General features: G+C 49.6%; 21 protein-coding genes. 13 read left to right on the top strand and 8 right to left on the bottom strand.

Annotation, left to right across the window (positions count from 1 at the left end; all coding sequences use genetic code 11):
- Positions 1–119: 119 nt before the first annotated feature.
- Both gyrA and surE read right to left on the bottom strand, forming a co-directional pair.
- On the bottom strand, positions 120–2,846 hold the full coding sequence (gene gyrA, locus B7991_RS14415) for a DNA gyrase subunit A (RefSeq protein WP_088631457.1): 2,727 nt from the start codon (positions 2,844–2,846) through the stop codon (positions 120–122).
- 14 nt (positions 2,847–2,860) lie between these two features.
- A complete protein-coding gene (gene surE / locus B7991_RS14410) occupies positions 2,861–3,655 on the bottom strand; it encodes a 5'/3'-nucleotidase SurE (protein ID WP_254918002.1) in 795 nt (264 codons plus the stop codon).
- Between the two features lie 138 nt (positions 3,656–3,793).
- Here surE and B7991_RS14405 point away from each other — a divergent pair, with 138 nt between their 5' ends.
- Positions 3,794–4,546, top strand: coding sequence for a TrmH family RNA methyltransferase (locus B7991_RS14405; RefSeq protein WP_088631455.1), 753 nt, complete (start codon positions 3,794–3,796; stop codon positions 4,544–4,546).
- 109 nt (positions 4,547–4,655) lie between these two features.
- Here the strand turns inward: B7991_RS14405 and B7991_RS14400 are convergent, their stop codons facing one another.
- A complete protein-coding gene (locus B7991_RS14400) occupies positions 4,656–5,861 on the bottom strand; it encodes a hypothetical protein (RefSeq protein WP_254918001.1) in 1,206 nt (401 codons plus the stop codon).
- A 211-nt stretch (positions 5,862–6,072) separates the two neighbouring features.
- Here B7991_RS14400 and B7991_RS14395 point away from each other — a divergent pair, with 211 nt between their 5' ends.
- The 3 genes from B7991_RS14395 (at position 6,073) to ilvD (ending at position 9,905) form a co-directional block, all read left to right on the top strand.
- A complete protein-coding gene (locus B7991_RS14395; RefSeq protein ID WP_088631454.1) occupies positions 6,073–6,447 on the top strand; it encodes a hypothetical protein in 375 nt (124 codons plus the stop codon).
- Positions 6,448–6,467: 20 nt separating this feature from the next.
- Positions 6,468–7,943, top strand: a complete 1,476-nt coding sequence (locus B7991_RS14390) for a class I SAM-dependent RNA methyltransferase (RefSeq protein ID WP_088631453.1) — start codon at positions 6,468–6,470, stop codon at positions 7,941–7,943.
- 105 nt (positions 7,944–8,048) lie between these two features.
- Positions 8,049–9,905 (top strand): dihydroxy-acid dehydratase, encoded by a 1,857-nt coding sequence (ilvD, locus tag B7991_RS14385; RefSeq protein WP_073442874.1) that lies wholly within the window; start codon positions 8,049–8,051, stop codon positions 9,903–9,905.
- Between the two features lie 95 nt (positions 9,906–10,000).
- Here the strand turns inward: ilvD and B7991_RS14380 are convergent, their stop codons facing one another.
- Positions 10,001–11,008, bottom strand: coding sequence for a hypothetical protein (locus tag B7991_RS14380; protein ID WP_088631452.1), 1,008 nt, complete (start codon positions 11,006–11,008; stop codon positions 10,001–10,003).
- A gap of 211 nt (positions 11,009–11,219) precedes the next feature.
- Here B7991_RS14380 and B7991_RS14375 point away from each other — a divergent pair, with 211 nt between their 5' ends.
- The 4 genes from B7991_RS14375 (at position 11,220) to B7991_RS14360 (ending at position 14,751) form a co-directional block, all read left to right on the top strand.
- The gene (locus B7991_RS14375; protein WP_088631451.1) at positions 11,220–12,128 is read left to right on the top strand and encodes a hypothetical protein; all 909 of its coding nucleotides are present in this window, start codon (positions 11,220–11,222) and stop codon (positions 12,126–12,128) included.
- Between the two features lie 24 nt (positions 12,129–12,152).
- Positions 12,153–13,076 carry a hypothetical protein gene (locus B7991_RS14370; protein WP_088631450.1) on the top strand — a complete coding sequence of 308 codons (924 nt, stop codon included), beginning with the start codon at positions 12,153–12,155 and terminating at the stop codon, positions 13,074–13,076.
- A gap of 18 nt (positions 13,077–13,094) precedes the next feature.
- Positions 13,095–13,952, top strand: coding sequence for a DUF6544 family protein (locus tag B7991_RS14365; protein ID WP_254918000.1), 858 nt, complete (start codon positions 13,095–13,097; stop codon positions 13,950–13,952).
- A 100-nt stretch (positions 13,953–14,052) separates the two neighbouring features.
- A complete protein-coding gene (locus B7991_RS14360; RefSeq protein ID WP_088631448.1) occupies positions 14,053–14,751 on the top strand; it encodes a hypothetical protein in 699 nt (232 codons plus the stop codon).
- A gap of 3 nt (positions 14,752–14,754) precedes the next feature.
- Here the strand turns inward: B7991_RS14360 and B7991_RS14355 are convergent, their stop codons facing one another.
- Entirely contained in the window at positions 14,755–15,306 is a 552-nt protein-coding gene (locus B7991_RS14355) for a hypothetical protein (protein ID WP_088631447.1), read from the bottom strand.
- Between the two features lie 3 nt (positions 15,307–15,309).
- A complete protein-coding gene (gene priA, locus B7991_RS14350) occupies positions 15,310–17,364 on the bottom strand; it encodes a primosomal protein N' (protein ID WP_254917999.1) in 2,055 nt (684 codons plus the stop codon).
- A 131-nt stretch (positions 17,365–17,495) separates the two neighbouring features.
- On the opposite strand from priA, the gene B7991_RS14345 reads away from it, so the two are divergent.
- The gene (locus B7991_RS14345) at positions 17,496–20,405 is read left to right on the top strand and encodes a DUF349 domain-containing protein (RefSeq protein WP_088631445.1); all 2,910 of its coding nucleotides are present in this window, start codon (positions 17,496–17,498) and stop codon (positions 20,403–20,405) included.
- A gap of 174 nt (positions 20,406–20,579) precedes the next feature.
- The gene (locus tag B7991_RS14340) at positions 20,580–21,587 is read left to right on the top strand and encodes an L-threonylcarbamoyladenylate synthase (protein WP_088631444.1); all 1,008 of its coding nucleotides are present in this window, start codon (positions 20,580–20,582) and stop codon (positions 21,585–21,587) included.
- 92 nt (positions 21,588–21,679) lie between these two features.
- Here the strand turns inward: B7991_RS14340 and B7991_RS14335 are convergent, their stop codons facing one another.
- Together B7991_RS14335 and B7991_RS14330 are read right to left on the bottom strand one after the other, a co-directional pair.
- Entirely contained in the window at positions 21,680–22,414 is a 735-nt protein-coding gene (locus tag B7991_RS14335) for a M15 family metallopeptidase (RefSeq protein WP_235002825.1), read from the bottom strand.
- Positions 22,414–24,762, bottom strand: a complete 2,349-nt coding sequence (locus B7991_RS14330) for a hypothetical protein (RefSeq protein WP_088631443.1) — start codon at positions 24,760–24,762, stop codon at positions 22,414–22,416. The genes B7991_RS14335 and B7991_RS14330 overlap by 1 nt, the downstream gene beginning before the upstream one ends.
- Positions 24,763–24,828: 66 nt before the next feature.
- Here B7991_RS14330 and B7991_RS14325 point away from each other — a divergent pair, with 66 nt between their 5' ends.
- The 3 genes from B7991_RS14325 to B7991_RS14320 all read left to right on the top strand — a co-directional run bounded on the left by B7991_RS14325 (position 24,829) and on the right by B7991_RS14320 (position 26,426).
- On the top strand, positions 24,829–25,692 hold the full coding sequence (locus tag B7991_RS14325; RefSeq protein WP_088631442.1) for a nitrilase-related carbon-nitrogen hydrolase: 864 nt from the start codon (positions 24,829–24,831) through the stop codon (positions 25,690–25,692).
- Positions 25,693–25,923: 231 nt separating this feature from the next.
- Complete coding sequence (locus B7991_RS14930; RefSeq protein WP_173462673.1) at positions 25,924–26,061, top strand: hypothetical protein; 138 nt, start codon at positions 25,924–25,926, stop codon at positions 26,059–26,061.
- Between the two features lie 2 nt (positions 26,062–26,063).
- Positions 26,064–26,426 (top strand): hypothetical protein, encoded by a 363-nt coding sequence (locus B7991_RS14320; RefSeq protein ID WP_088631441.1) that lies wholly within the window; start codon positions 26,064–26,066, stop codon positions 26,424–26,426.
- The last annotated feature ends 187 nt before the right edge of the window (positions 26,427–26,613 follow it).

Here is a 26,613-nt window from a genome sequence, read left to right as displayed (position 1 = left end):
GTTTCTTATACATGAAAACCCCGAAAGTTGTGTCCAACTTTCGGGGTTCACATCAATTTCCAGAAAGAGGCTTTTAATTTTATTTGGGAACTATCGTTCCACTGTTACAAGGTTCACGATTATTCTTCGGTTTCCGTCGGGCCGATTTCCTGTTTTTCAGCATCGTCCTTGACAACGGAATCGTCATCGACTTCAACACCCTTGACCTTGTCGAAAGTTTCCTTGGCATCGGCGCTATCTTGTTCGATATCTTCGACGCTCGGGAGTGCAGTTGCATCCTTCACGACATCGCCATCGCGCAGCGTGATGGCCTTGACGCCCTGAGCATTACGGCCCGTGAGGCGAATATCGGCAGCCTTGATGCGGATGACCTGACCATCCTTACTCGTGATAATCAAATCGTAGTCATCAGCAACGCTTTCCACGAACACGGCGGCACCAATCTTGTCTGTAACGTTCAAGTTGCGGACACCCTTGCTACCACGGCGGGTCACACGGTAAGAACCCGGTTCAGAACGCTTGCCATAACCCTTTTCGGTGATGGTCAAAATCTTGTTGCCGGCCTTGAGCCACAGGAGCGAAATGACTTCGTCGCCTTCGGCAAGCGTAATGCCCTTCACGCCGTGCGTGCCACGACCCATAGCGCGGAAGCAGCTAATCGGGAACGTGACGGCCTGACCGTTCTTAGTCGCAATCATCAAAAGATCCTTCGGAATCGGGCGGTTGGCGAATTCTTCAGCATCGCCAGATTCTTCTTCAGAAGCATCGGTTGGTGAGCCTGTCGAACCATCGGCAGCCTGAGCTTCCGCGGCATTTTCAACGGCTTCTGCGGAATCATCGTCAGAGGCGTTCTTGCTGGCTTCGTATTCTTCAGCAGACATGCCCACGAGCTGAACCTTCACAAGTTCATCGTCTTCGTCGAGGCTAATGGCATTAACGCCAGCCTTGCGCGGACGGCTAAACAGCGTGAGGTCCATCTTGTTGATGATCCCCTTCTTGGTCGCAAACACGAGGCAGAAGTAGCCACCGAACTTGCGCACCGGCACAATCGCCTGCACCTTTTCGCCTTCCGTGAGCGCCACAAAGTTCACAATCGGGCGGCCCTTACCATTGCGGGCACCTTCCGGCAAGCGGTAAACCTTCGTCCAATAGACGCGGCCCTTGTTCGTGAACACGAGCAAGTAGCTGTGCGTGCTCGCCGTGAAAATCTGTTCCACGTTGTCTTCGTCCTTGAGGCCTGCACCGATGATGCCTTTACCACCGCGGTTCTGGGCCTTGAACGTGTCAATCGGGAGGCGACGGATGTAACCTTCCTTGCTGAGCGTGATGACCTGTTCTTCTTCGGCAATGAGGTCTTCGTCATCGCTATCGTCAATAGCTTCGCCAATCGTCGTGCGGCGTTCGTCACCATACTTGTCAACAACAGCATCGAGCTTCTGGAGCATGATGGCAATGCGGCGTTCGCGCTTTTCCAAGATGTCCTTCAAGTCAGCAACAGTTGCAATGAGTTCGTTGTATTCGGCTTCCAACTTTTCGATGTTGAGTCCGACCAACTGAGCAAGGCGCATATCAACGATTGCCTGAGACTGGATTTCATCGAGCGAGAAGCGGTCCTGCAAGCTCTGCTTTGCAATTTCGGTCGTCTTGCTCTGGCGAATAATCTTCACGACTTCGTCGATGTTCTGCGTTGCAATACGTAAACCTTCAATGATGTGTAGGCGAGCTGCAGCCTTCTTCAAATCGAACTGCGTTGCACGCGTAATCACATCGAGGCGGTGGTCAATGTAGACCTGCAAAAGATCCTTGAGCGTAAGGAGCTTCGGGAGGTTATTGACAAGAGCCAAGTTGTAAATGCTGAACGTCGTCTGGAGCTGCGTGTACTTGAACAAGTTATTCAAGACAACTTCACCAACTGCATCACGGCGGAGTTCAATCACAATGCGGATGTCGCGGCTCGATTCATCGCGGATGTCCGTAATGCCATCGATGCGCTTGTCGCGGACGAGGTCTGCAATCTTCTTGCAGAGTTCAGCCTTGTTCACCATGTACGGGATTTCGGTGACAATGATGCGCGGCTTGCCCTTTGCATCCGTTTCAATTTCGGTACGGGCGCGCACACGCACACGGCCATGACCCGTGAGGTAAGCTTCGCGAATGCCAGAACGGCCACAAGCAATAGCGCCTGTCGGGAAGTCCGGGCCCTTCACGTATTCCATCAATTCTTCACCGGTGATGTCCGGATTCTCCGCCATCGCGTGGATTGCAGCACCGACTTCGCGCAAGTTGTGCGGAGCCATGTTCGTTGCCATACCCACAGCAATACCCGACGTTCCGTTCACAATCATGTTCGGGAGCGCAGACGGGAGCACCAGCGGTTCTTCGAGAGATTCATCGTAGTTCGGGCCCATGTCGACAGTTTCTTTTTCAAGATCTTCGAGCATGAGGGCACCGAGATTGTTCATCTTCGCTTCGGTGTAACGCATGGCAGCCGGGCTGTCACCGTCGATAGAACCGAAGTTACCCTGACCAAACACCAGCGGATAACGCAGCGAGAAGTCCTGCGCCATTCGGGCAAGAGTTTCATAAACAGCAGAGTCACCATGCGGGTGGTACTTACCGATAACATCACCCACGATACGGGCGGACTTAACCGTTCCCTTGTTCGGAACCACGCCCAACTTGTGCATACTGTACATCACACGGCGGTGCACCGGCTTAAAGCCATCGCGGGCATCCGGCAATGCACGAGCGACAATAACGCTCATGGAGTAGCGAAGATAGCAGTCCTGCATGTCTTGTTCGACAAGACTCTTGAACTGCGATCCAGGTACCATTTCTTCTGACATTAGTTAACCTCAAATTAGTGGGAAGAAAAATCATCACTTCCCAGCATTTCACTTATCACATCTAAACTTTTTTCATCGGTCTGGTCTATGCGGTGCGGTGTGATTGTCGCATAGCCCTTATCTAGCAAGTTGTCGTCCGAACCCTCAGGAGCCTTCGACCACAGCTTTTCGCCATCCAAAAACCACAAGCCATCCTTGTGATCGTAGTGGTCGGTAAACATGCCACAGTCCATCGTACAGGCCTTAAATCCAAGGAATTCATCGTCCTTGACTTTCGGGAAATTCACGTTCCAGAAGACACCCTTGGAAATTTTCTTGAACAGGTTCTGAGAAACAATCTTGCGTGCAAAATCAATCGCCACCTGCAACAGGTTGCCTTTCAATCCACGGAGTGAAAGCGCCACCGCAGGCACGCCCCAAAGGGCCGCTTCGCGAGCACCGGCAACCGTCCCCGAATATAGCGACGACACACCGGAATTTTCGCCCACATTGACTCCCGAAAAACATACATCAAAGCCTTCGGGAACAATCGAGTTATCATCAAGGCCGTAATTGGCAAAATGCCCCACGGCAAACTTCACGCAGTCTGCCGGAGTACCCGAAACCGAGTAAACCTCATACGGCAACTTAGCCTTCCCCGGAACAGCTTCGACATGCTGAATGCGCAACCCGCGACGAATCGTAAAGGCGTGACCGACACCACTCTGTTCGTCTTCAGGCGCAAAAACATAGACATCGGAAACCTCACTCAAAGCAAGAGCGAGAGCATGCAGATTGACACTACCAACGCCATCGTCGTTAGTGATCAATACCCTAGTTTTCCGTAATTGTTCCATTTATATGCAATTTAGAAAAAAGGGGGATAAAATTGTTTTAAAAACCTTAAAAACACACGTAAAAAAGCCATTTTTTAGCCGTTTAAAGGGTAATTTTCTATCATTGAAAACATGTACACAGAACCTAAATTTTTAGCCATGAAAGAGCCCTCAAAATTCAAGAGGCTCGCTGAACTTTTACGAGTGATCATCCTGCAATTAGGCGACGACATTCCCCGCGCCCGCAGAGAATTCGAAACCTACACAGAATGGCTCCACCTGCCCGAATCCGAGAGATTGACAGGCAAAAACCAGGCGCAAATGATTGACTTGTACAAGACGTTCCGCACGCGCGCAGGACTTGGCTTTGAACGTGACGTGTACCTAGAACAGGAGCCGGGCGACCGAGAAGTCGCAAACGAAAAGCCCATCCAATTCGCCGTGCTCGTGCATAATTTGCGCAGCGCATTCAACGTGGGTTCCATTATCCGCAGCACCGACTGTTTTGGGCTCGAAGGAGTGCATCTCAGCGGCTACAGCTGTAACCCCGACCACGTGACCGTCAAAAGCGCTGCACGTGGTTGCCAGGAATGGATTCCCATCAAGCGTTGGGACAGCCCCTTCGACTGCATTAAATATCACAAAGAAAACGGTTACGAAATCATCGCCCTTGAAACCGGCGAAGACATCCCGAGTATAAACAACGTAAAATGGCCCGAGAAAGGCCTCATCGTTCTCGGCAACGAAGAACTCGGCATCGCCCCGGAAATCATGGCCGAAGCGACCATGAAAGTGACCATTCCAATGGCAGGCCGCAAGGCAAGCATGAATGTCGCAGGCGCATTCGCCATCATGGCATTCTGCCTCCGCAGTAACGCAAAATAAAGAAGCGATATTCCAAAAAGCAAAAGCCGCAGCATCAAGCCGCGGCATTTTTTTATCATGCCCGTCCCGGAACACGTCCGGGATGACAGTCGAGAAATTTTCTCTCTTACTACTTCTGCGGAGCAAGCGCCTTCACTGCATCGGTCAAGCGGTCAATAGCCTTGATGAGTTCATCCATCTTGGCATCGCTTACGCCACCGGCAATGGCAGCAGCCGTCGCATTCGCAGCCGTTTCAACAGCCTTAGCCGTTACAGCCGGAGCAGCGCTCACCGGGACCTTGCCAAACCAGATATCCGGCCAGCGGTCGTTGCCACTATTGTACGTGATACGCGTTGCAGTTTCAACCGGTTCGCCAATCTTCCAAATATAGAGTTCGTAGTCGAACAAGTCGTGGTCGTGTCCCTTGTCCGTTGCCCCCCACACAAGCCACTTGCCATCCGGCGAGAGGCGCGGGAAATATTCATGACTGCGACGGCCCGGAAGGTCCATCAGTTTCACGTTCTTCGGGATGCCAAAGAAGCCGACCTTTTCGACCTGCTTGCCGTCCTTAGCCGTGAACCACAAAATTTCACTCGGAGCAGCCGTACCACCATTACCCGTAGGGTTCACGCGGTAAAGCTTGGAGCCATCGAAATTCCAGTCAATCTGGCAACCGTCGCCGGACTTGGTCCAAGCGTTCTTTGCCAAATCCCACACACCCGTTTCGCGCATCGAACCACGAAGCGTAATCGCAAGGTGCTTGCCATCCGGACTCATGTTCGGTTCCTGCAAAATCACGCCAGCCTTCTTGAACGCTTTTTCGCCATCAAGCACAAGCGTTTCCTTTTTGCTCGCGAGGTCCATCGTAAAGACCTTGCCGGCACGGCTAAACACAATGGACTTGCCATCCGGGCGCCAGGTGCCCCAAGTTGCATTTTCGACAATCTTCGTTTCGTTCGTACCGTCAATGCCGACAGTCCACAAATCCCACTTTTCCGGGTAGTTCGCATCATTTTCAGGAACCCAGCCGGCCTTACTACGGTTAAAAAGCACCTTCGAGCCATCCGGAGCGACACGTGGGAACCAGTCCACATTATTGCTCTTGGTAAGCGCACGGAGGTTCGTTCCGTCAGCATTCATAATCCAAATATCGTGGAGAGAATTTGCACGGCTCGTAGACCAGACAATAGCACCCTCGAGTTTACCCTTCAGGGCATCGAGAGCCTTCTGTTCTTCAGGAGTCGGATCCACAGAAGCACCCATCGGAGCACCCTGTGCAGCAAAAGCAGATGCGGCCAAAAAGCCAATCGCAGAAATCAACGCAAACTTTTTCATAATCATACATAAAAAGATAGCAACACAAAAAAAAAATTGCGGGACAAGCACAATTTCAAAGGATATTCTTTTCGCCCACATTCAAAGTAAGTTTTTTGTAAGAATCAAGGCGCTTAGGGGGAACGCATAGAGAACATTTAATAATATTAAAAGCTTTTTTCGCAACCGCTCAAAGAAATGTCAATATAGATTTACAATTCGAGGAAAGATTATGAAGTTACAAATTTTTAGATGCTTACTGTTTGCAGGCATTCTTGCGACTGCGTGGAACTGCTCCGAAAGTGCAGCAACTCAGGACACCGCATCAAAGAAATCCACTTCGAATCTACAAATTCCGCAGAACATCGTCGTGAGCGAACCTAGCTATTTTTACCAGCTCGGATCCAATTATTACATCATCGCCTCGACAACAATGACCGTAAGTGACGGTTCCGGAAAAGTCATCGGCACATTCAACACATCCACAGGCGCCATCATGTCGCTTTCTGGGGATATCATTGCCATCAATTTGGATTTGAGCAAAATGCCAGTCGTAGCCCCGACTGCCCCCACAAAGACATTGATTGCCGTTGACTTAGACTCCTAGCAATTTTTATATTGCAGGCCATGAGTGACGCTCTCGAAAAACGCATCAAGAAACACATCATCGGAAAACCGCACCGCTTTTTAGCCGTTTCTCCGCTTGGCTTTGAACAAACGCTTTCGAGAGAACTTGATTGCATTCTTGGCGATAACGCAACAGAACAGCCGCACTCCACTGGGGACGGCAAAGTCGAATTTACCACAAAACTCACTGAAGCGTGGAAAGTTGTCGCCGTAAGCCGCATTGCAAACCGCGTGCTCATGGAAGTCGCCAATTTCAGAGCCGAAAACTTCCGCGAACTCGAAAAGAAAGCAAGCGAAATTCCTTGGGAACTTTATTTAGACCGTAACGTCATCCTGAGCAAAGCGAAGGGTCCAGTAAAATCAGGTAACGCATTAAACATTCACGTCACTTGCAAACATTCCCGCCTGTACCACAGCGACGCCATCGCCGAACGTTTGTATAAAATAATAGAAGAAGGGGTAAGTGTCCCCCTCGCTCCTGCCGACACGGCATCCGCTACCCCCTCTGCGGGGACACCCCGCAACGCCCCGTCGCAAAACGAGAATCGCAGCATTCAACAAAATCTCTACGTCAACTTCCTAGATGACCGCTGCACCATCTGGCTAGACCTCGCCGGCGAAGAGCTCTACAAGCGCGGCTTTAAGAGATTCGTGAACGACGCCCCGCTCAAAGAAACCATCGCCTCCGCGATGATTTTCGAAGCTTTGAACGTTTCCCCAGAACAAAGCCCAGCGCCACCATACACAATACTCGACCTCATGTCAGGCAGTGGCACGTTCAGCCTCGAAGCCGCCTGCATCGCAAATAAAATCATTCCCGGCACTTGTCGCGATTTTGCACTTAAACACCAGCCCGCTTTCAAGGAAGCCACGTGGAATTTTATTACGCGAAGCGCCTCCCAAAGCGACGCAAAAAGCAACACATCTACGTTCGTCACCCTGAACGAAGTGAAGGGCCCAGTAAAGCCTCGTAATGCGACAAAGCATCCCATCATCGCGAAAATCATCACGAGCGATATTTCCGAACGCGCGGTAAGCATCATCAAGCACAACATCGAATGTAGCCCGCTCGCACAAATCGCGCCAAACAAAACCACGCCCACAATTTCTCCGCAACTCCGCGACTTTTTCAGCTACTCCGCCAAAGAAATTGCAGATGCCTGCGGCGACACCTCGCCCATTCTCGTGCTAAACCCACCCTACGGCAAGCGCCTTGATTTTGACGCCCCAAAGCTTTACACGCAAATCGGCAAAAAGCTAACGGAACTCGCCCACGACTTACACAATTTGGGCAAAACGATTACAGTCGCCATCCTCGCCCCGAAAGACGACACCCGCGATGGCGCCAAGTACACCTGCACCGCAAACCTTTTGCGCGAATGCCCCGCTTTGTCACCTGAGCAAACCCAAACCGCCAAAGTCATCCAAACAAGCCACGGCGGCTTTAGCCTCAACGCCTTCTTTGCTACAATCTAGGCGCCTCGCCATTTTCATCACAAGAATTAATTTTCTAACTTATAACCGAAATTTAAGGTGGCATATATAATGCCGCTAGAATTATTAAAGACAAAAAGGATCATTATGCCGAAACTTCGTTCGCTCAAGACTATGGAAGGCCGTGAAATGGCCGGTGCACGTGCCCTTTGGCACGCAACAGGAACCAAGGTTGAAGACTTTGGTAAGCCCGTCATTTGCGTGGTGAACAGCTACACCCAGTTTGTACCGGGTCATGTCCACCTCAAGGATGTCGGCCAGGTTGTCGCACGCGCAATCGAAGCTGCCGGCGGTGTCGCTAAAGAAATGAACACCATCGCAGTCGACGACGGTATCGCCATGGGCCACGACGGTATGCTCTATAGCCTCCCGAGCCGCGACCTCATTGCAGACGCTACCGAATACATGGCTAACGCCCACCGCGCAGACGCCCTCGTTTGCATTTCTAACTGCGACAAGGTGACTCCGGGTATGCTCATGGCTGCAATGCGCCTCAACATTCCGGCAATCTTCGTTTCCGGTGGTCCGATGGAAGCTGGCCACGTCACGACGAAGGACGGCAAGGACCGCGCGCTCGACTTGATCGACGCCATGATCGATTCTGCAGACAACACCATCAGCGATGAAGAAGTTGCCGACATCGAAGCCAACGCTTGCCCGACTTGCGGTTCCTGCTCCGGCATGTTCACCGCAAACTCCATGAACTCCCTTACCGAAGCCCTCGGCCTTAGCCTCCCGGGCAACGGCACCATCGTCGCTACCCACGCCGAACGCAAGAAGCTCTTCGAAGCCGCCGGTAAGCGCATCGTGGAACTCTGCCACCAGTATTACGATTTGAACGACGAAAGCATCCTCCCGCGCAGCATCGCCACGAAGGACGCCTTCGAAAACGCCATGCGCCTCGACATCGCCATGGGCGGTTCTTCTAACACCGTGCTTCACTTGCTCGCCGTCGCTCAGGAAGCTGGCGTGGACTTCACCATGAAGGACATCGACCGTCTCTCCCGCAACACGCCGTGCATCTGCAAGGTCGCTCCGACCGTCCACAACATCCACGTCGAAAACGTGAACCGTGCAGGCGGCATCATGGGCATCATCGGTGAACTCGACCGCATGGGCCTCATCCACAAGAGCGCAAAGACCGTTCACGCCGCTACGATGGGCGACGCTCTCGAAGCAAACGACCTCAAGCGTAATCCGACTGCCGAAGCCAAGCAGCGCTACCTCGCAGGTCCGGGCCGCAAGTACAACATCGAAGCCTTCTCTCAGAACTTCATGTATCCGGATCACGACCTCGACCGCGCAAACGGCGCTATCCGCGATGGCGAACACGCTTACACCAAGGACGGCGGCCTCGCTGTTCTTTACGGTAACCTCGCTATCGACGGCTGCATCGTGAAGACCGCAGGCGTTGACGAATCCATCTGGAAGTTCACCGGTCCGGCAATCGTGTTCGAAAGCCAGGAAGAAGCTGTGAACGGCATTCTCGGCAACAAGGTGAAGGCTGGCGACGTCGTCGTCATCCGTTACGAAGGCCCGAAGGGTGGTCCTGGCATGCAGGAAATGCTCTACCCGACCTCTTACCTCAAGAGCCGTCACCTCGGCAAGTCTTGCGCCCTCCTCACCGACGGTCGCTTCTCCGGCGGTACGAGCGGTCTCTCCATCGGCCACGCTTCTCCGGAAGCCGCCAACAAGGGTAACATCGGCCTCGTGCACACGGGCGACGTCATCGAAATCGACATTCCAAACCGCACCATCAACGTGGAACTCACCGACGAAGAACTCGCCGCACGCCGTCAGGAAATGGAATCCCGTGGCGCCAAGGCATGGAAACCTGAGAACCGCGACCGCGTTGTGTCCAAGGCTCTCCAGGCATACGCCGCTATGGCTTCTAGCGCAGACAAGGGCGCTGTCCGCGACCTGTCTCTGATTGGTGTAAAGTAATATTCTTACTGAGAGAAAGCGCGAGATTCGTGCACTCATCAATCTTTAAAATTCCCGCCCCGAGAAGTACGAGGCGGGAATTTTTGTGTGAGGTGTTATGTGTGAATTCTTACGACAATGGAGTTTTCAAAGAAACTCGGGTCCGCACCCAAGCGCCACAACTTAGAGCCATACGCAAACAAACTCGGGCGCGCTTTGCGCAAAATTGCAGCTCCCGTTGCCCGCAAATACCCGGCCTTGCTTTTGGATTGCATTCCCTTGAGTTTTGCGCCTAAATCATCAATGCTTACGCTAATAGCATTGTGATCGTGCGGGTTGTACGGTTCAGCCTGCACCTTGGTCGAGAGCGCTTCAAAAAACTCCTGACTTTTGGCGCCAACTGCAACATCATCAAAGATGCGAAACGCTGTCGCCGTCTTTACAACCGATTCGAACTTTTCAATCCCCGCAATCCAGGGATGGTTCGCGGCCCCCACAAGCCCAATCGTAAAATCAAACGATTCTGCTTCACGGAAATAGCGGATGAACATTTCTTCCGGAGATTCCTTTTCGGGATTCAGCTTGAGAACATCTTTTGCAGCTTCTAAGAGAATCGCAGAAACATCCGTTTCTCCAGTTGCAATCGGAGCGTTCGCCTTGTAAACTTGTTCAAATCCGCCATCGCCACGGAAACCGCCATAGACATACGCAAACAGAGCCTCAGCTGCCACAGGCTTTATCAGGTGCAACACAAGCGGCAAGAAGTTCGCAAACACGGTCGCACGACGGCGCAAAAGTTCCGCGACAAGCAAGCCATCACGCTCATCGACAGCAAGCAACAGCGCGCCTATATGCAGCAAGAACGAATACTGCCCGACATCCAAATTTTTAACATCGCAAGGCAAATAGACATTGATTGTCGCTTGCAAAACCTTCGGCAAGTACTTGTACCAAGAAGGCGTGAAATAAGCACTCCCGTCAACGCACTGCATCTGCGAAAGTTCTTCATCATTTGCTGATGCGCCATCAACAAAATCAAGAATTCCGGTCGAGCTTCGCGAGAACCCATAAACCGTTATGTCCCGGGACGTTTCTATCTTCACGTAAAACATTTCGTTTGCCATTGCAGGCCTCCTTTCTGAAGGTTACAATGTAAACTTAGATTTTAACAGTGTCATATAATGACATTTTATAATTTTGCAAAAAAAATTTCCACTGGTTAACAGAACAAATCCATATTTCTTCGAATAGTCAACAATTTATCTTACCATATTTTTTCATTATCGCTTTTTATATATTTTTGACATTATTTGAACAGAATTACACTCATTTCCAATGAACATCTACTACCACCTCCCCGGCCTATTTGAATTTTATGACTTGTACAAGGCGTTTCTGCCGCTATTCCGCGAGCACCGGGAATATTTTTACGACTGGTGCGAAATCGGTTCTATTTACGGGGCGCCAAGCGACTGCATTTGGGGCGGTGGGCGCGTAGGCTTCGGCGATGCAGAGCCGCGGAAAGTCGCTGAACTCATGAAAGAATATGGGATTTCGGCGAGGCTCACGTTCAGCAATTCATTGATTCGTGAAGAACACTTCGCCGATGCCCGATGCAACAAGTTGTGCAAAATGTTTGAAAGCAACGGTGCTAACGAGATGCGCTCGGTTCAAAACGGGATCATCGTCCATTCCGATTTGTTGCTGAATTACATCAAATCAAAATATCCCGGCTTTTATTTCGTATCCTCGACTACAAAAGTCATCACAAATTTCGAGCAATTCAAAGCGGAGCTAGACCGCGAAGAATTCCGCTATGTCGTTCCCGATTTCAGACTCAACAAGCAATTCGACAAATTGAGCGCACTTACAAAAACACAAAAGCAAAAGGTCGAATTTCTTTGCAATGAATGCTGTTGGGTCGGCTGCTACGACCGCAAAAAATGCTACGAGAACGTAAGCCAGAAAAGCCTCGGTGAAAAATGCGAAGACCACGTCTGCGTCTCGCCCACAGCCCAAAGAGGCTATCGCTTTTCCGACGCGATGAAAAATCCAGGTTTCATCGGAATCGAGGACATTCAAAACATCTACGCTCCTGCGGAATTCCGCCACTTCAAAATCGAAGGCCGCAGCCTCGGTAGCGCCCTCATCTTGGAATTTCTACTTTATTACATGACAAAGCCCGAGCATCAGCTTAAAGTCCGCGAAGAAATTTATCTGGACAGCTCACTGGATTTGTTTTAAACAGACAACTAATGGAATGAATTTATGGAACCGACAGACGCATTATTCATGATAATTGTAAATATTGTACTGATTACCATTTTTGCAATAATTCCTTTACTATTAGGCATTTTCGCCAACATTTCGACCAAGCATCCCAGGGCAATGTTCATTGCAGGGAAAACCATATCAATTCTACTCACAATTTTCACTGTCATCTCACTTTCGATATCCGTAATATACGCAATCAACGAGCAGGATTCTACACAGCGACCCTATATTTTTGCATGGTGTATTTGCTGGCTACTCATAGCTATTTTTCCTTTATCAACATTTGATCTCACCACAAGCCAAAAAACAAAAAAGCAAAAGACCTGTTATCTCACCATTTCATTTATTACGTTTTTCCTAATTCTGTCAGGATCTGAATTTCTATACAATCGAGCGTTTGGATACGTTTTTCAAACGGAACGGTTTGAACTATCCATAAACGATTTTTACTCGAACCATCCTGAAGCCGATAAAAATAGCGACATCAATATATTCGCATCTATACAAAACGGAGAAGATGAGTTCACAGCGAATATATCCGTATATAAAGATTCTATAACTCTAAAAGCAACAGAACTCCGTTATATAAGCAGTGAAATTATAAGCAGCGAAATTATAAGCAGCGAAAAATCGCAAAAAGATTCTTGTTATCGCAACGACTTGCCGCGTGACTTAGTTCAAGACATTATTGAAGAAATCACCTATTATCAACCGGAAATTGAATACACCTGGGTAGGAGACCTATGTTTCCATCCATTCGCATTTGTTGAACTTGCCAATAATAAAAACGCAACAACGATAATATTGAAACTTCCAGACATTGATGAATATCATCCCAACGCCCAGCGTTTAGCAAAAAAATTCGCGAGTCTTGTAAATGATTCAAAAATCGACCCGACAAAAGGTTGCTCCAATTAATTTCAAACATCAAAAAAAATGAAGAAAACTTTAATGACCATCTTGATTATCATCGCCACCATCATTTTACTTTCAGCAATTTGGTTTAACATTCCCTATTCGCCTGTCAACAGGCAGTTTCACAATGATGTCGCAACAAGGTTGAAAAGTTCCGCAGCAATCACCGGAACACTAGATTCTGCGAGTATCGCAAGCCTCCCGCCCCTCATTCAAAAATATCTCGAAACGAACGGTTACATCGGCAGCGAAAGGCGCTCGCACTTAATCATGGAATACAAAAATGTCGATTTCGGGATGGGCGTAAACAAGCCGCGACTCAAAATAGATTATACGCATGTGGACTTTGCCGATTCACCGGACAGGCTCGCCTTTATCGACAGCAAAATGTTCGGCATTCCGTTCCAAGGCTACGATTACTACGTGAACGGCAAAGGCGGCATGAAGGGCGTCCTTGCAAAGCTCGTTACGCTATTCGACCAGACCGGCCCCGCAATGGATAAGGCTTGCCTCATCACCTATCTCGCCGAAGCATTCTTTTTGCCAGAAGCACTCCTGAAAGATTTCATCACATTCAAGCAAATTGACGAGCACTCCGTAGAAGCTATAATTACAAACAAAGGCGTAACTGCAACCGGCATTTTCCACTTCAACGACGCTTACGAAATGACCTCGTTTACAACAAATGATCGTGGTCAAATTTCACCCGACGGAACCATCGAATATACCCCATGGGAAGCCCAATGCGAAAACTACAAAACCTATTCCGATGGTATCAAACGCCCCACCATTTTCCGCGCCGTATGGAAAAATAAAGACAGCGACTTCGTCTATTTCGACGGAGAAATCAGCAAAGTGAACGGAGCTGAGGTAAAGTAGAAACTCGGCAGAACCGGGCAAAAAAACGCCTTACAATAAAAACCACCCAATACTTTTTTATATTAACAGCATCTGTAGACAACAGAGCAAAAGGTACTTTATGAGCGAAGAAAATATTACTTCCGGTTGCAATGCTGAAGACGTTAAAGCCATCACAAAGAGATGTGCTGAATCCTGGATGAAGCGAATCCGCAATTTTGCAGGTTTCTTAGGGATGATTCTCCCGTGGATTGCTCTTGTCGGTGCCGCTATCGTAGCCAAAGCACAGCCCGCCAAAATCCCCGATGATTTTTGGGCAACGCTCTCCATCTCGGCCACATACTACTTGACTCCTGCACTAGCCGGCATTTTAACGACGGCAGCAGTCGTTTTGATTTGCTACAAAGGCTACGACTGGCGCGATGAACTTGTTGCAACCGTTTCAGGCATATTCGGCTTGATGATTGTCATTTTTCCTTGCGATTGCTCCGCTGCGGATAGCAACGTCGTTGGTTTTTTCCAGTTGCCTATAGCCGTTTCTAACGTCATCCACTTAACATCGGCTGTCATATTCTTTATACTTTTGGCCATCAACAGCCTATTCCTTTTCACACTTGGCGAAAGCGATACCAAGCAAAAAAGAATCCGCAACATCATTTACAAAGTCTGCGGCATCGGCATGTTCTGCACTTTGTTCCTGCTAGTTTTGCCAATTCAATTCTCAGCAAAGATTTTCATCGTCGAAGCGATTGCACTCACGTTCTTCGGCGTAAGCTGGCTTGTGAAAGGTCAAATTTTCGGTCTGCTCAAAGACAAATAAGAGCTAGAACGCAAAAGCCAATGCTGCTCCGCCCTGAGGGGTCGGAGCAATTTTTATTTGCAGGCTAGTATCGTAACCAATACTCTTGTTATAAATTTCAACAGCCGAAGTTGTATAGCTTCCAGAAATTCCACCAAGTACGATTGCGACAAGGGCAACAACCCCACCACCAATCGTAAGCGGTTTTCCCATACTTTCATCAGCAATCCAAGAAGAAATTCCCCAACCTAAAGCAGCGCCACCAACAACAGAAAGAATCAAGGCTTTCGAATAAAGACTCTTCCCCGCTCGCAATTCCGCTGCAGCATCAGGATTTGTACATACAATCCATTCCAATTCGCTTTCACTCAATTGCCGGCTCCCAGCATACCAATGGCCTGAATCCCATTCAATTTTTACTTTCGCAGGTACAGAGTATATGGGTTCTTCTACAGTACGGACTGGTTCTTCCTTTACAACAGGCGTAGAACTTTTAGACGGGTACTGATCCCAGACACTTTGAGCAAAAGACATGTTGGTAAGCACAAGCAATACAGTAAAAAGAAACAATCGCATAATTTATTCCAATTCTACTTTAATTTCTACGCCTGCAACCCATGCCTTAGGCGCATTCAAAATGGGAGCAAGTACCTTACGCACTGCAGCAAGGTTTTGCGTTTTAATGTAGAGCTTTACCCAGAACACGTTTTGCACTTTCGGTACAAACGCATCGACAGGTCCAAGCACTGTCATCGAAGATTCTTTGCGCAAAATACTTTCAAGGCGGTTCACCGTATCGCGAAGCAGATTTTCATCGCGTGAGCCACAACTGATTTCCACAAGCTTGCAGAACGGCGGATAAAAAGCCATCTGGCGGTTCGATGATTCAGTCTCAGCAAAGCCATCAAAATCATGGCGAATAGCGTACTGCATCACAGGTTCTGTCGGATTAAGCGTCTGGATAAACACGCGGCCACCGCTACCAGCACGTCCCGCGCGTCCCGCCGTCTGGCTCAACAGCTGATATAAGCGTTCCGTCGAACGAAAATCAGGAATACCTAGACCCGAATCGGCTCCAACAATCCCTACAAGCTTTACGCCCGGGAAATCGTGACCTTTCGCGACCATCTGCGTTCCAAGCAAAATGTTATATTCACGATTCCTAAACGATGTCAAGATTTTTTCAACAGCGCCCACGTTCTGCGTCGTATCGCGATCCATGCGGATTACTTTCGCATCGGCCACCCATTCGTGAATTTCTTCTTCGAGCTTTTCAATCGCGCCTCCGACAAATTCATACGTTTCAGCACCGCATGTCGGGCACGGCGTATCCACCGGATAAAGCGCAGCACAGTAATGGCACATCAGCGCATTGTACTGTTTATGATACACGAGCGGGATATGGCAATGTTTGCAGTAAAGCGTTTCACCGCATTCAGAACAAACTCTAATCTTAGAGTAACCGCGACGATTCATGAGGATAATCGCCTGGTCGCCATCGGCGATGCAATCCGAAAGTGCTTCGCGCAATGCAGGAGACATAAGCACGCCTTTTTGCTGGCGCACCTTGCCCATATCAATCACTTTTACTTCGGGGAGCGGAGCCGCAGTCGCTCGATTTTTGAGCGTCAACAGTTTGAGGTTCCCCGCCTTTGCATTGCGGAATGTTTCAAGGCAAGGCGTTGCAGAGCCAAGCACTACAAGTGCTCCGTACTTTTGCGCCAAGTGGAAAGCCAAGTCACGCGTATGGTAACGCGGAGCCGGATCCTGTTGTTTAAACGAAGAATCATGCTCTTCGTCCAAAATAACAACATCAAAATCAAACGGCGAGAGAATGGCGCTGCGCGTCCCAAGCACCACTTTTGCAGAACCATCTAGCACAGCCAAATAACCCGCACGCTTTTGCGGAGCCGAGAGCGCCGAATGCAGCACCACGACAGGTACTTTCAAATAATCTTCAAAACGCGACGCCGTCTGCGGAGTAAGCCCAATTTCTGGCACGAGAATGAGCACGCGCTTATTGCGCTTGAGTGCTTCGCGCACCAATTCCTGATAAACTCTCGTTTTACCACTGCCAGTCACACCATGCAGGAGCGTTCCTCGAAAACCATCCTTATCCAAATCTTCAACAAGACTGGCAAGTGCAGTCTCTTGTTCGCCTGTCAAGGGGGGCAGGTCCGAACAGACCTCCATTTCGGGTCCATTCGAGGGAGCCTCGCCCCGAGGTTCAGATTTTTCAGCCAGCAAGGCATCGAGGAACTTGTCAAAATCAGCGGGCCAAAAGACATTCAGAGTGCGCATGGGCGAACTTATATAATACTTAGACACCCACTCCAGCGATTCCATATAACGTTCAGAAAACACATACCCCGACTCATGCGGACACGCATACCGAACGTCAAATGACGGTTTATCGCAATGGACACGGCTCACCAAGGCAAGCGTAGGCTTACGGCGAGCAAGCTGAACCCAGACGACACTACCCCGCCGGATGTTTGCGCCTTCCGGCACCCCATAAGTAAATACCGACGGGGACAAAGGGATGTAAACCTCGCAAAAACGCGACAGAAGCGCCGAATTACAGCGTTCCTTAACCATCTCCGGAGCAGACGTTTTGGGAATTCTTTTAGCCACGGGGGCAAAGATAGTATTGTTACAAGCTTAAATAGGCCTAAATTCGCATAGATTTTCCTGACTATAATATTTTTTTAGTTAGATTATGCTATACGGAGCCGAAAAGGCGCCGCCTACCTATTGGAGATATTATGAGCTTTTTTGACGCATTTAAACCGAAATGGCAAAATTCCAACCCCGCAAAGCGCATTGAAGCAATTGCAGACTTGGATGAACTCACTAGTCAAGACATTGTCGAACGAGTGGCCCTTTCTGATGATAATGTCGAAGTGCGAATGGCTGCAGTTAAGAAACTTGCAATTATTAAGACACTTCAGGATATTTCGACAAAAGACAGCGATGCCGGCGTACGCCGTTTGGCAGAATTGAGAGCTTTCGAAGAAATCGTCAAGAAGCTGAAAAACTTTAATGAATCCGCTCTGAATAGCGAAGTCCTTGGCTTTATCGAAGCCATCAAGGACACGCGCTATGCCGAAGATGTCCTCAAGGCAACAGACAACGTAATTTTGAAGAGAGAACTTGTCAAGCAGTGCAGCAAGCAGTCCCTGCTAGCCCAGATCGCCACCCGCGATTCCAGCGAAGAAATTGCACTCGCAGCAGCAGACCGCGTCACGTCTGAATCGTTGCAGGCCGACCTCATCAAGAACTCCAAGCACACCTCCGTCCGTAAGAAGATTTCGGACAAAGTTCGTGCAAAGAAAGAAGCCGAAGACAATGGCAGAAAGGCAGCCGAACTCTTGCAGAGCAAGCGCGAAGCCCTCATCAAGCAGGCTCACTTCCTCGCCGCCCAAAAGGACGCTTTTGCCACCAAGCCGCAGTTTGACGACTTGATGAACGAAGCAAATGCTCTCGGCATGGGCGAATCAGCCGCAACGCTCAATGAAATTTACGAAAGCTTCAACAAGTTCTACGACGAAGCAAACGCCGCAAAGAAGGCCGCAGAAAATGCCGAAGCCGAAAAGCAGGCAAAGATTGCACGCCTCACGGAATCGCTCGCTGAACTCGAAGGTTTTGTCGAAGCAGGCACGACCGAAGAAAACGCTGACCGCGTAAGCGCCATCATCCAGGAATGGAACGAAGGCAAGTCCCTTATGGATGCAGCCTTGATCAAGCGCTTCAACAACGCCTACTTCAAGTCCCAAGAAGCAAAGAAGATTGAAATTCCGACCGCAGAATCTGAAAACGCAAGCGAAGAAGAAATAGCCATCCGCAAGAGCCTTCTCGAACGTCTCCAGGCACTCTCCGAAACGGAAATCGATGAAAACACGGGCAAGCACTTGCATGCCATCGTTCGCGAATGGGAAAAGCTCGCCCTCCTCGAAGGCGACGATCCGATTCTCCAGGCTTATAACGCACTCCGCACCAAGCTGAGCGAACTCATCGGCGCATTCAACGAAAAGGCCCAGAAGGTCATCGAAGAAAATTCCAAGAAGCTCCGCGGCCTCATCGAACGTATCCAGAACATCGATGAAAACCAGGAATTCCGCGAAATCCACAAGATTCTCCGCGACACTTATCAGGAATGGAAGGAAATCGTTGGCGAACAGAAGTTCAAGTACCACGATCTTTGGCAGGAATACAAGATTGCCACCTCCCGTTTCCAGGAAATGCAGCAGTGGGAAAACTGGCACAACGAAAAGGACCGTGACACCATCATCGAAGAAATGGACGCGCTATCCAAGGAAACTCCGAGCCAGGCTGTGCTTGCCAAGTTCCGCGAACTCTGCAGCAAGTGGCGTGAAATTGGCCCGATTTCTGCAGCCAAGTTCCAAGACTACCGCGACCGCTTCCAGGCTCTCGTAGACAAGGTCAAGGAAAACTGCGCACCGTTCATCGAAGAACAGAACGCCGAACGCCAAAAGAACCTCGTCGACAAGGAAGCCCTTTGCCAGAAGGTCGAAGACCTCGTTGCTAACGCTGAAATTTTCTGGAAGGACAAGTTCAAGGCAGTGCAGGAAATCCAGGAAAACTGGAAGAACATTGGCATGGTCCCGAAGGAAGCCTTTGCAGCGCTCAACAAGCGCTTCAAGGACGCCGTAAACGCCTTCTATGCCCAACATAAGGAAAATGTGAAGCACGAAGACGAAAGCCGCGAAGCCAACTACGAAAAGAAGGTCGCCCTCTGCATGGAAGCCGAAGCCATCAAGGATTCGACAGACTGGAACGCCACCTCCACCAAGCTCAAGCAGTTGCAGGACGCTTGGAAGGCAACAGGCCCAGTGCCGAAGAGCAAGTCCGACGAAATTTGGACACGCTTCCGCACCGCTTGCGATTCCTTCTTTGAAAAGAAGCGCAGCCACTTTGAAGAAATGGACGCCGCCAAGCAAAAGAACCTCGAACAGAAGCAGGCCCTCTGCGAAAAGCTCGAAGCTCTCGACATCGCCAACATCACTCCGGAAGTCATCGAAGCTTACAAGGCCATCGATGCAGAATGGAAGACGATTGGCATGGTTCCGAAGGACGCTGTCGAATCCATCAACGAACGCTTCAACGCAATCGTCAATAAGATTGTCGCCAAGATGGCTGAATCTGACCCGGAACTCCAGGCCAAGATTGCGGACATCAAGAAGAAGAAGCAAGAAATGATCGAAAAGGTCCGCCAGTTCGCCGAAAGCGCAGGCTCCAACCAGCTCGCCGATGCCGTTCGCGACATCCAGAAGGAATGGGTCACGCTCGGTTCTTGCGGTAACGACGACGATGAACTCCGCAAGGCATTCCGCGATGTCTGCGATGACTTCTTCACCCGCCGCCGCGACCAGCTTGACATTCAGGAACAGGCTCGCCAGAACAACCTCCAGAAGAAGATTCTCCTCTGCGAACAGGCCGAAGACTTGCTCACCGACTTGAACGATCAGACGGTCGTTGCCTCGATGAACAAGGTCAAGCATTTCCGCCGCTTGTGGAAGGAAGTCGGTGCCGTTCCTCGTGAACACTCCGAAAAGATCTGGAAGCGCTTCAATTCTGCTTGCGACCAGGTGTTCGCCTTCGGCCGCAAGGACGAAAAGAAGGAAGAAGCTCCGGCAGCAACAACCGAAGCTTAAGCGATCAGAGAAGGTCTCCACGACCTTGCCAAGTTCACTTACAAGACCTTGTCATGCCCGCCTCCGAGCGGGCATATCCTTTTTATACGCTAGAGAATGGAGATTCCCTCCCCATACGCGGATCATGACTACTAAGCAGCATAGCTGCAAGTAGTCAAAGAGGTCAAGCCGGGAATGACAAATAGACTAAATCCTTCTGCATTTTCTATTTTTTATTTCATGAAATTCCCGCCATGGACAAGTGTAAGCGAAGCAGCCCGCCTCCTCAAGGAAGGCGAAGTCGTCGCCATCCCGACAGAAACGGTTTACGGGCTCGCCGGTAACGCTTTCGAGCCCAAAGCTCTCGCCAAGATTTTCGCAGCCAAAGAACGCCCAACGTTCGACCCGCTGATTGTCCATATCGCAGACATTGCACAGCTCACCGACATCGCTAAGGACATCCCTGATAGCGCCTACAAGCTCGCTGAAGCCTATTGGCCGGGCCCGATGACCATCATCCTCCCCAAGAAGGATTGCATCCCCGATCTTTGCACAAGCGCCCTCCCTTCCGTGGCCGTGCGCTTCCCGAGCCATCCGATTGCGCAGGCAATCATCAAGGAATCAGGGCTCCCGCTTGCCGCCCCGAGCGCAAATCTCTTTAAGCACGTGAGCCCCACGACCGCTGAACACGTTGCCGCCCAGCTCGCCGATCGCATCGCAGGCATTGTCGATGGCGGCCCCTGCTCCGTTGGCGTCGAAAGTTCGATTATTTCCCTTGTTGGCGAACCGACCGTCATGCGCCCTGGCGCCATCACACTCGAGATGTTCAAAGCCATCCTCGGTGAAGTAAAAATCAAGGAATCTACATCCAAGCCGGGCCAGCCGATGCTCGCTCCTGGCCAATGCGATACACATTACCGCCCGCAAGTCCCGCTTTACTACGGCGAAGTTCCGGCCGGCTACACGCTCCCGGAGCATACCGTACGCATTGCGTTTGGCACACAAGCAGGCCCCATCCCCGCTACGGTAAACTTGTCTGCTACAGGCGACATGGTCGAAGCAACCTCCAAGCTTTACGCCTTCATGCACGACCTTGACAAGCCCGAATACGACTTGATTCTCGTGGACACCATCCCGAACACGGGCGTTGGCATGGCACTCAACGACCGCCTGAAACGCGCAAGTATCAAGTCATTACCGTAAATACGAGATTATAGTTACTAGTTAGTAGTCATTGGTCATTAGAAAATCTTGACATAAAATTTTCTAGAAACTCGTAACTTAGAGCACTTAACTTACATCGGGAACAGCGGATAGTGTTCCTTGGTATAGGCGCGCGTAAACGCATTGAAGTGCCACCATTCGCTAGGGAGCATTACCCACCCCGCACGCTTCATAATATTGCGGAGCAAGTTGCGGTTATCGATTTGCTGTTGCGTGAGGCGCCCGGACTTTAAAGCATCAGCCTCGCCCACTACACCCGCACAACGTTCAAACGAATCAAAGTTGGCTCCCATATCAAGCAAATTGCCAGTGCTATCGGCAATTCCCAAATCAAGCGCAAGCCCGTAATTGTGGAGCCCGCCCGTCTTGCCCGACGAAACGAAATGGCTGTAAGGCGTTCCCGCCACAGATTGTTTCAGAACCGATTGCGCATACATCGGGCGAGCCGCATCAAAAATCACAAGTGAATATCCCGGCAGCTCTTTGGCAAGAAGCGAAAGCGCTCGTTTCAGCTTTGGCAAGCCGTCCTTATGGATAAATGCACGCTGGATACCGCAATACATGTCGTGACCGGTCACGTTGTTAAACGTAGCATAGCGCAAATCCATGCGCAGCCCGCGCATATACGTAATTTCGACCAAATTAGAATCGTGGCTTGCGTAATCCACCCATTGCTTTGCCGAAGAGCAATAACGCAAAGGTTTCGCGGGCTTCGGCGGCACAAACAAGCTATCCGTTACATGCGCAAACGAGGAAACCGCGAAAAACGCAATTGCTAAAACAATAGATTGCTTCCGTCTACTCATTAAATTCCAAGCTGCACTTCTACGCCAAACTGAACATAGAGCCCCATGCCCTTAGCAATAAACGGGACCAGGTTGTATCCATTGCCAGTTTTGTCGTCCTTGTCTTGAGCCACCCAAGAACGTTCACGGTCATTTTCAGCACCAAGGAACTTAAGGGCATCAACATCGAGCTTTGCAAAAATGTTATCCACTTCAAGATAGAATCTTGCATGCCTAAAGAAGAACTTAGACTTCGTCAAATCCAAATTCACACGCACATCGGTTCTGTACATATCCGTGAACTTATGATAATCTCTTAATTCACGGGTACCGCCCTTGCCACTTGCAGCAGGCTTAATAGCGTAGTAATAAAGCGGTCTATGCCATGCAGCATGGTGCGTCAAGATAACAGATACGATGGAGTCCTTACGCGGATAATACCTAAAGTGCGAAACGACATCCAAACGAGAGTTCGCTTCCCACGGCAATGACTTTCCGCCATCCAATTCATATTCGCCATACACAGAGCTTGCATTCATCGCCATCGAGAAGTGATGAGAAGTTTTCCATTCGAGCGAGCCCGAAGCACCTGTAACCCAAGCGTTATTCACCGGAGTCACATCCTGGTAATTTGCAAAAGCCTTTGGCAACGGGAGCAGCGGATCAAAGTAGAAACGTCCAAAGCCCGATACTTGAGCCACCAAGTACTTGGAGCGATAGCCCAAGCCCAACTTCAGTGACGTTCCAGATTCCAGACGGCCTGTCAAATCACCATCATCAAAATAGTGTTTCCAGTCTGCACGGTAGGCGGCATTACCAAAAAGTCTCCAGTATGCCGAATCCGTCTTAGACAAATTGCGTTCCATATCAAAAGAAGCCGTCGGCAAAGCCTTATGGTCAGCAGCGTCAGCCACAGCACCCACAGAAAGCATGTGCTCCGAATAATTATTCTTCCAGTCGAGCGTTACAACACCCGACAGAACACCCGTCTGATAATCAGAGGATTCTTCGCCACCAGGAATCGGGAAACTGCGTTCGACCATGTGATGTTCATAAAGAACGGCTCCACGCAAATCAGCCCCAAAAACATCCGCATTAAAATTCCGATCAGCGCCGGCACTAAGCGTCGTATGAGTCTGGCTATAGCCGTCAATGAAAGTTTTCGCCGAAGCATCGGAGAAATTACCCGAACGGAATCCCGTCGTATCGCGAATCGTATCGCTCAGGCTTTCGCGGACAAGCCCTGCATGGAAACTCGTTCCGAACTTCGAAGCATATTCCGCACCGACAACCAAATAGCTTTGGCTACCTTCAATAATATCAATTGAATTGACCGCACCATAAGTGGACGATGTATCCTGGCTCACCTTGTATTCATCAGAGCTATACAACGTGCGCAACGCCCATGACGCATTACCAAGCGAATCAGAACCGTTCAACTGAGCGTAAACATCAAATGCAGTCAAGTCAAACGGATCCGAAGACTGCACCTTGGCGTCGGAATTTTTATCGTCGCGTTTGCGGAACTCCGTATAAAACTTTTCGCCTAGATTTTTAAGCATGTCGTCGTCAAGGAAACGGAATGCAAAACGGAAGCTATCCCAAATGAAGAACGGCGCATCAAGGACGACTTCTCTGAGCGTTGTACCGGCAGAACCTTTCAAGCCCCACTCGCCACTCGTCTGTTCCGGAATGTACTGGATTGAAGTCGCAAGTCCCTGCCCAAGAGGTCCTTGTCCATAATGATCGTGAATTTCAATGCCACTCAACGTATGCGGATTCACAACGGACAAGTTACCAGGGAACCCAACATCCAAATGGCGCATGTTCGGAATACGGAGACGTCCCAAATGATAAGCGACATCGCTTGCACGGGAACCGTCGTAATAGAGAGCACTGCTAAAATCCTTTTGACCAGAAACACCAGGCATCTGGCTCAAGTGTTCTGTCAAGTCAAAGCGCATACCAGCCGCATCTTCCAGTTTTTCAAGCTGAACCGTACGTTCCACTTCCCACTTGACCGGTTCGCCATCTCCGATAATCGTGCTTGCCCCGAGATTCGTGACATTCGTGCTGAGCGTAATGACCATGTCCAACAGGTCGGCAAAGTCCTGCAGTTCAACAAAGACGCTATCGTAGCCCTCTTTCTTGAATACGAGCGATGCATTCTTGGAATCCACCGTTAGTTCAAAACGACCTCGGGAATCCGTCTCACCGATGCGCTTGCCGGACTGATAGGTAATAGCCACATCCTTGACTGGCAAATCAGATTCTGCTTCAAGGACGACACCGATAACCGTTGTAGGCGAAGCCGCAAAGACCCCAACCACAATAAACAGGACAAAACTGAAAAATAAGCGGAAATTCATACTTCCAAAATAGATATTTTATGCAAGAAAAATTCAAGCAAGCCATCAACATCTTATATTATACGCATGCTTAAAGTATATTTAGTCCAGTTCGATAGCGCCAAGGGCCACAAATCCGAGAATCTCGACCGTGCAAAGAAGATTATTCTCGAGGCAAAGCCCATAGCGGGGAGCCTAGTACTCCTCCCCGAAATGTTCGCCACAGGGTATGTCCCTACCGATCTGGGCGATGCAGCCGAAGACTTCAGCACAAATGTCTCCGGTGAAACCGCACGCACGCTCTCCGAGATTGCAAACGAAACGAACTGCACCATCATGGGCGCAGGCATCACCCGCGCAAACCACGGCTTTTACAACCACGTAAGCATCTACAAGCCCAACGAAGCCCAGGAATTCTGCGGATACAACAAAATGAACTTGTTCTTCCCCGAGAAGGAAAGCTTTAACGCGGGCGAAAATATTAATTTATTTAAATTAAAGGAGATTCCCGATCATCCCCGTCAAGCGAGGACAGGCGTCGGGAATGACAATAAGGCAGAATCTGTAAGCTGGACAATAGCTTCGTTTATCTGCTACGACTTGCGGTTCCCCGAAATATTCCGCGAAGCGACCAAAAAAGGCGCAAATTTCATCACGATCCAGGCAGCGTGGCCCGCCAAGAGACGTAGCCACTGGGAAACACTCCTCAGAGCACGCGCTATCGAAAATCAAGTCTACATCGCCGCAGTAAACGCCGTCAGTGAAAGCCCTGACCAAAAGCTCCCGCTTGCAGGTACATCCCTCATCATCTCGCCAAATGGTGACATTCTCGCCGAGGCCTCGCACCAAAACGAGGAGGTCATTTCGGCCGAACTGGACCGTGAGGCTGAACGCAATTATCGCAAATTCTTCCCCGTTCTCGAAGGCGTAGTCCCACCGGAATTTTTATAAGACCGATCAAAAAACATGGCCAAGCGACAAGATTCAAGTGAACTGAATCACACAAAAAAGGCCGTGATTAAAGTTTCCTTGGACAATCAGTCAACTCCAATTCATTGACTATCAATGTGTTACAGAACACAAATTTTATATATTTGCCGAAAAAATTTTCTTTCCAGTATTGACAATTTTACCACAGAAAGATTATTTTTATATTACGTCTTTTAAGAAAAGAGGCTTAATATGGCAACAACAAGTAAAATTGACGAAGCAAAAGAGCTCATCAAAGCAGGGCTCAAACGCGAGCTGATTCTAAAAATCACATCGATTTCGGAACACGAGTACAGCCTTCTCCAGCGTGAACTCCTCGCTACGGCATAGGCTTGCAGCTCATCCTGAACATTCCCGCACAAAAAGCAACCGACGGAGCTTCTCGCAAGGCCGCCGTTATCGCTTGTTATAAAGACGGGAGTCTCTTGCTCGATGCAAGGGACAACCTTAAGCCCGCAAGATTTACCATGCATCCGTCCGACAATTTTCCATGGACGGAATTCATCGAAAAACTGCTTGCTGCATGGCAGCTCTGCGATTACAGCGATGTTCCAGAAGCATTCAAGCCCATCAAGCAGATTCCCGCCTTCGTAATCGAAGGTCTACCGCGCGAACCCGTGCCACAGCAACTCAAGGTACTAGCCTCGTTACGCTCACAAGGCTATTTCGCAACGCTTCAGAATCCAGGGAAATAATTTAGGGCAAATAAAAAAGAAAGTGCCCTCTCCTAATCCGTATCGACCAAACATCGACCATAATCGAAGACACTTTCTTTGTTTTTCCAAGGAGAATCCACCCTTCCATCTCCTACGTTTTATATTATACATTATTTTGGTCAAATAGATTATTATTAAAAAAATATTTTCTAATCAAAAATTATAT

It is taken from the genome of Fibrobacter sp. UWB3 (assembly GCF_002210405.1).
Taxonomy (GTDB): domain Bacteria; phylum Fibrobacterota; class Fibrobacteria; order Fibrobacterales; family Fibrobacteraceae; genus Fibrobacter.
Note: the sequence above shows the minus strand (reverse complement) of the source record. Positions and strands in the feature narration are given on the sequence as shown.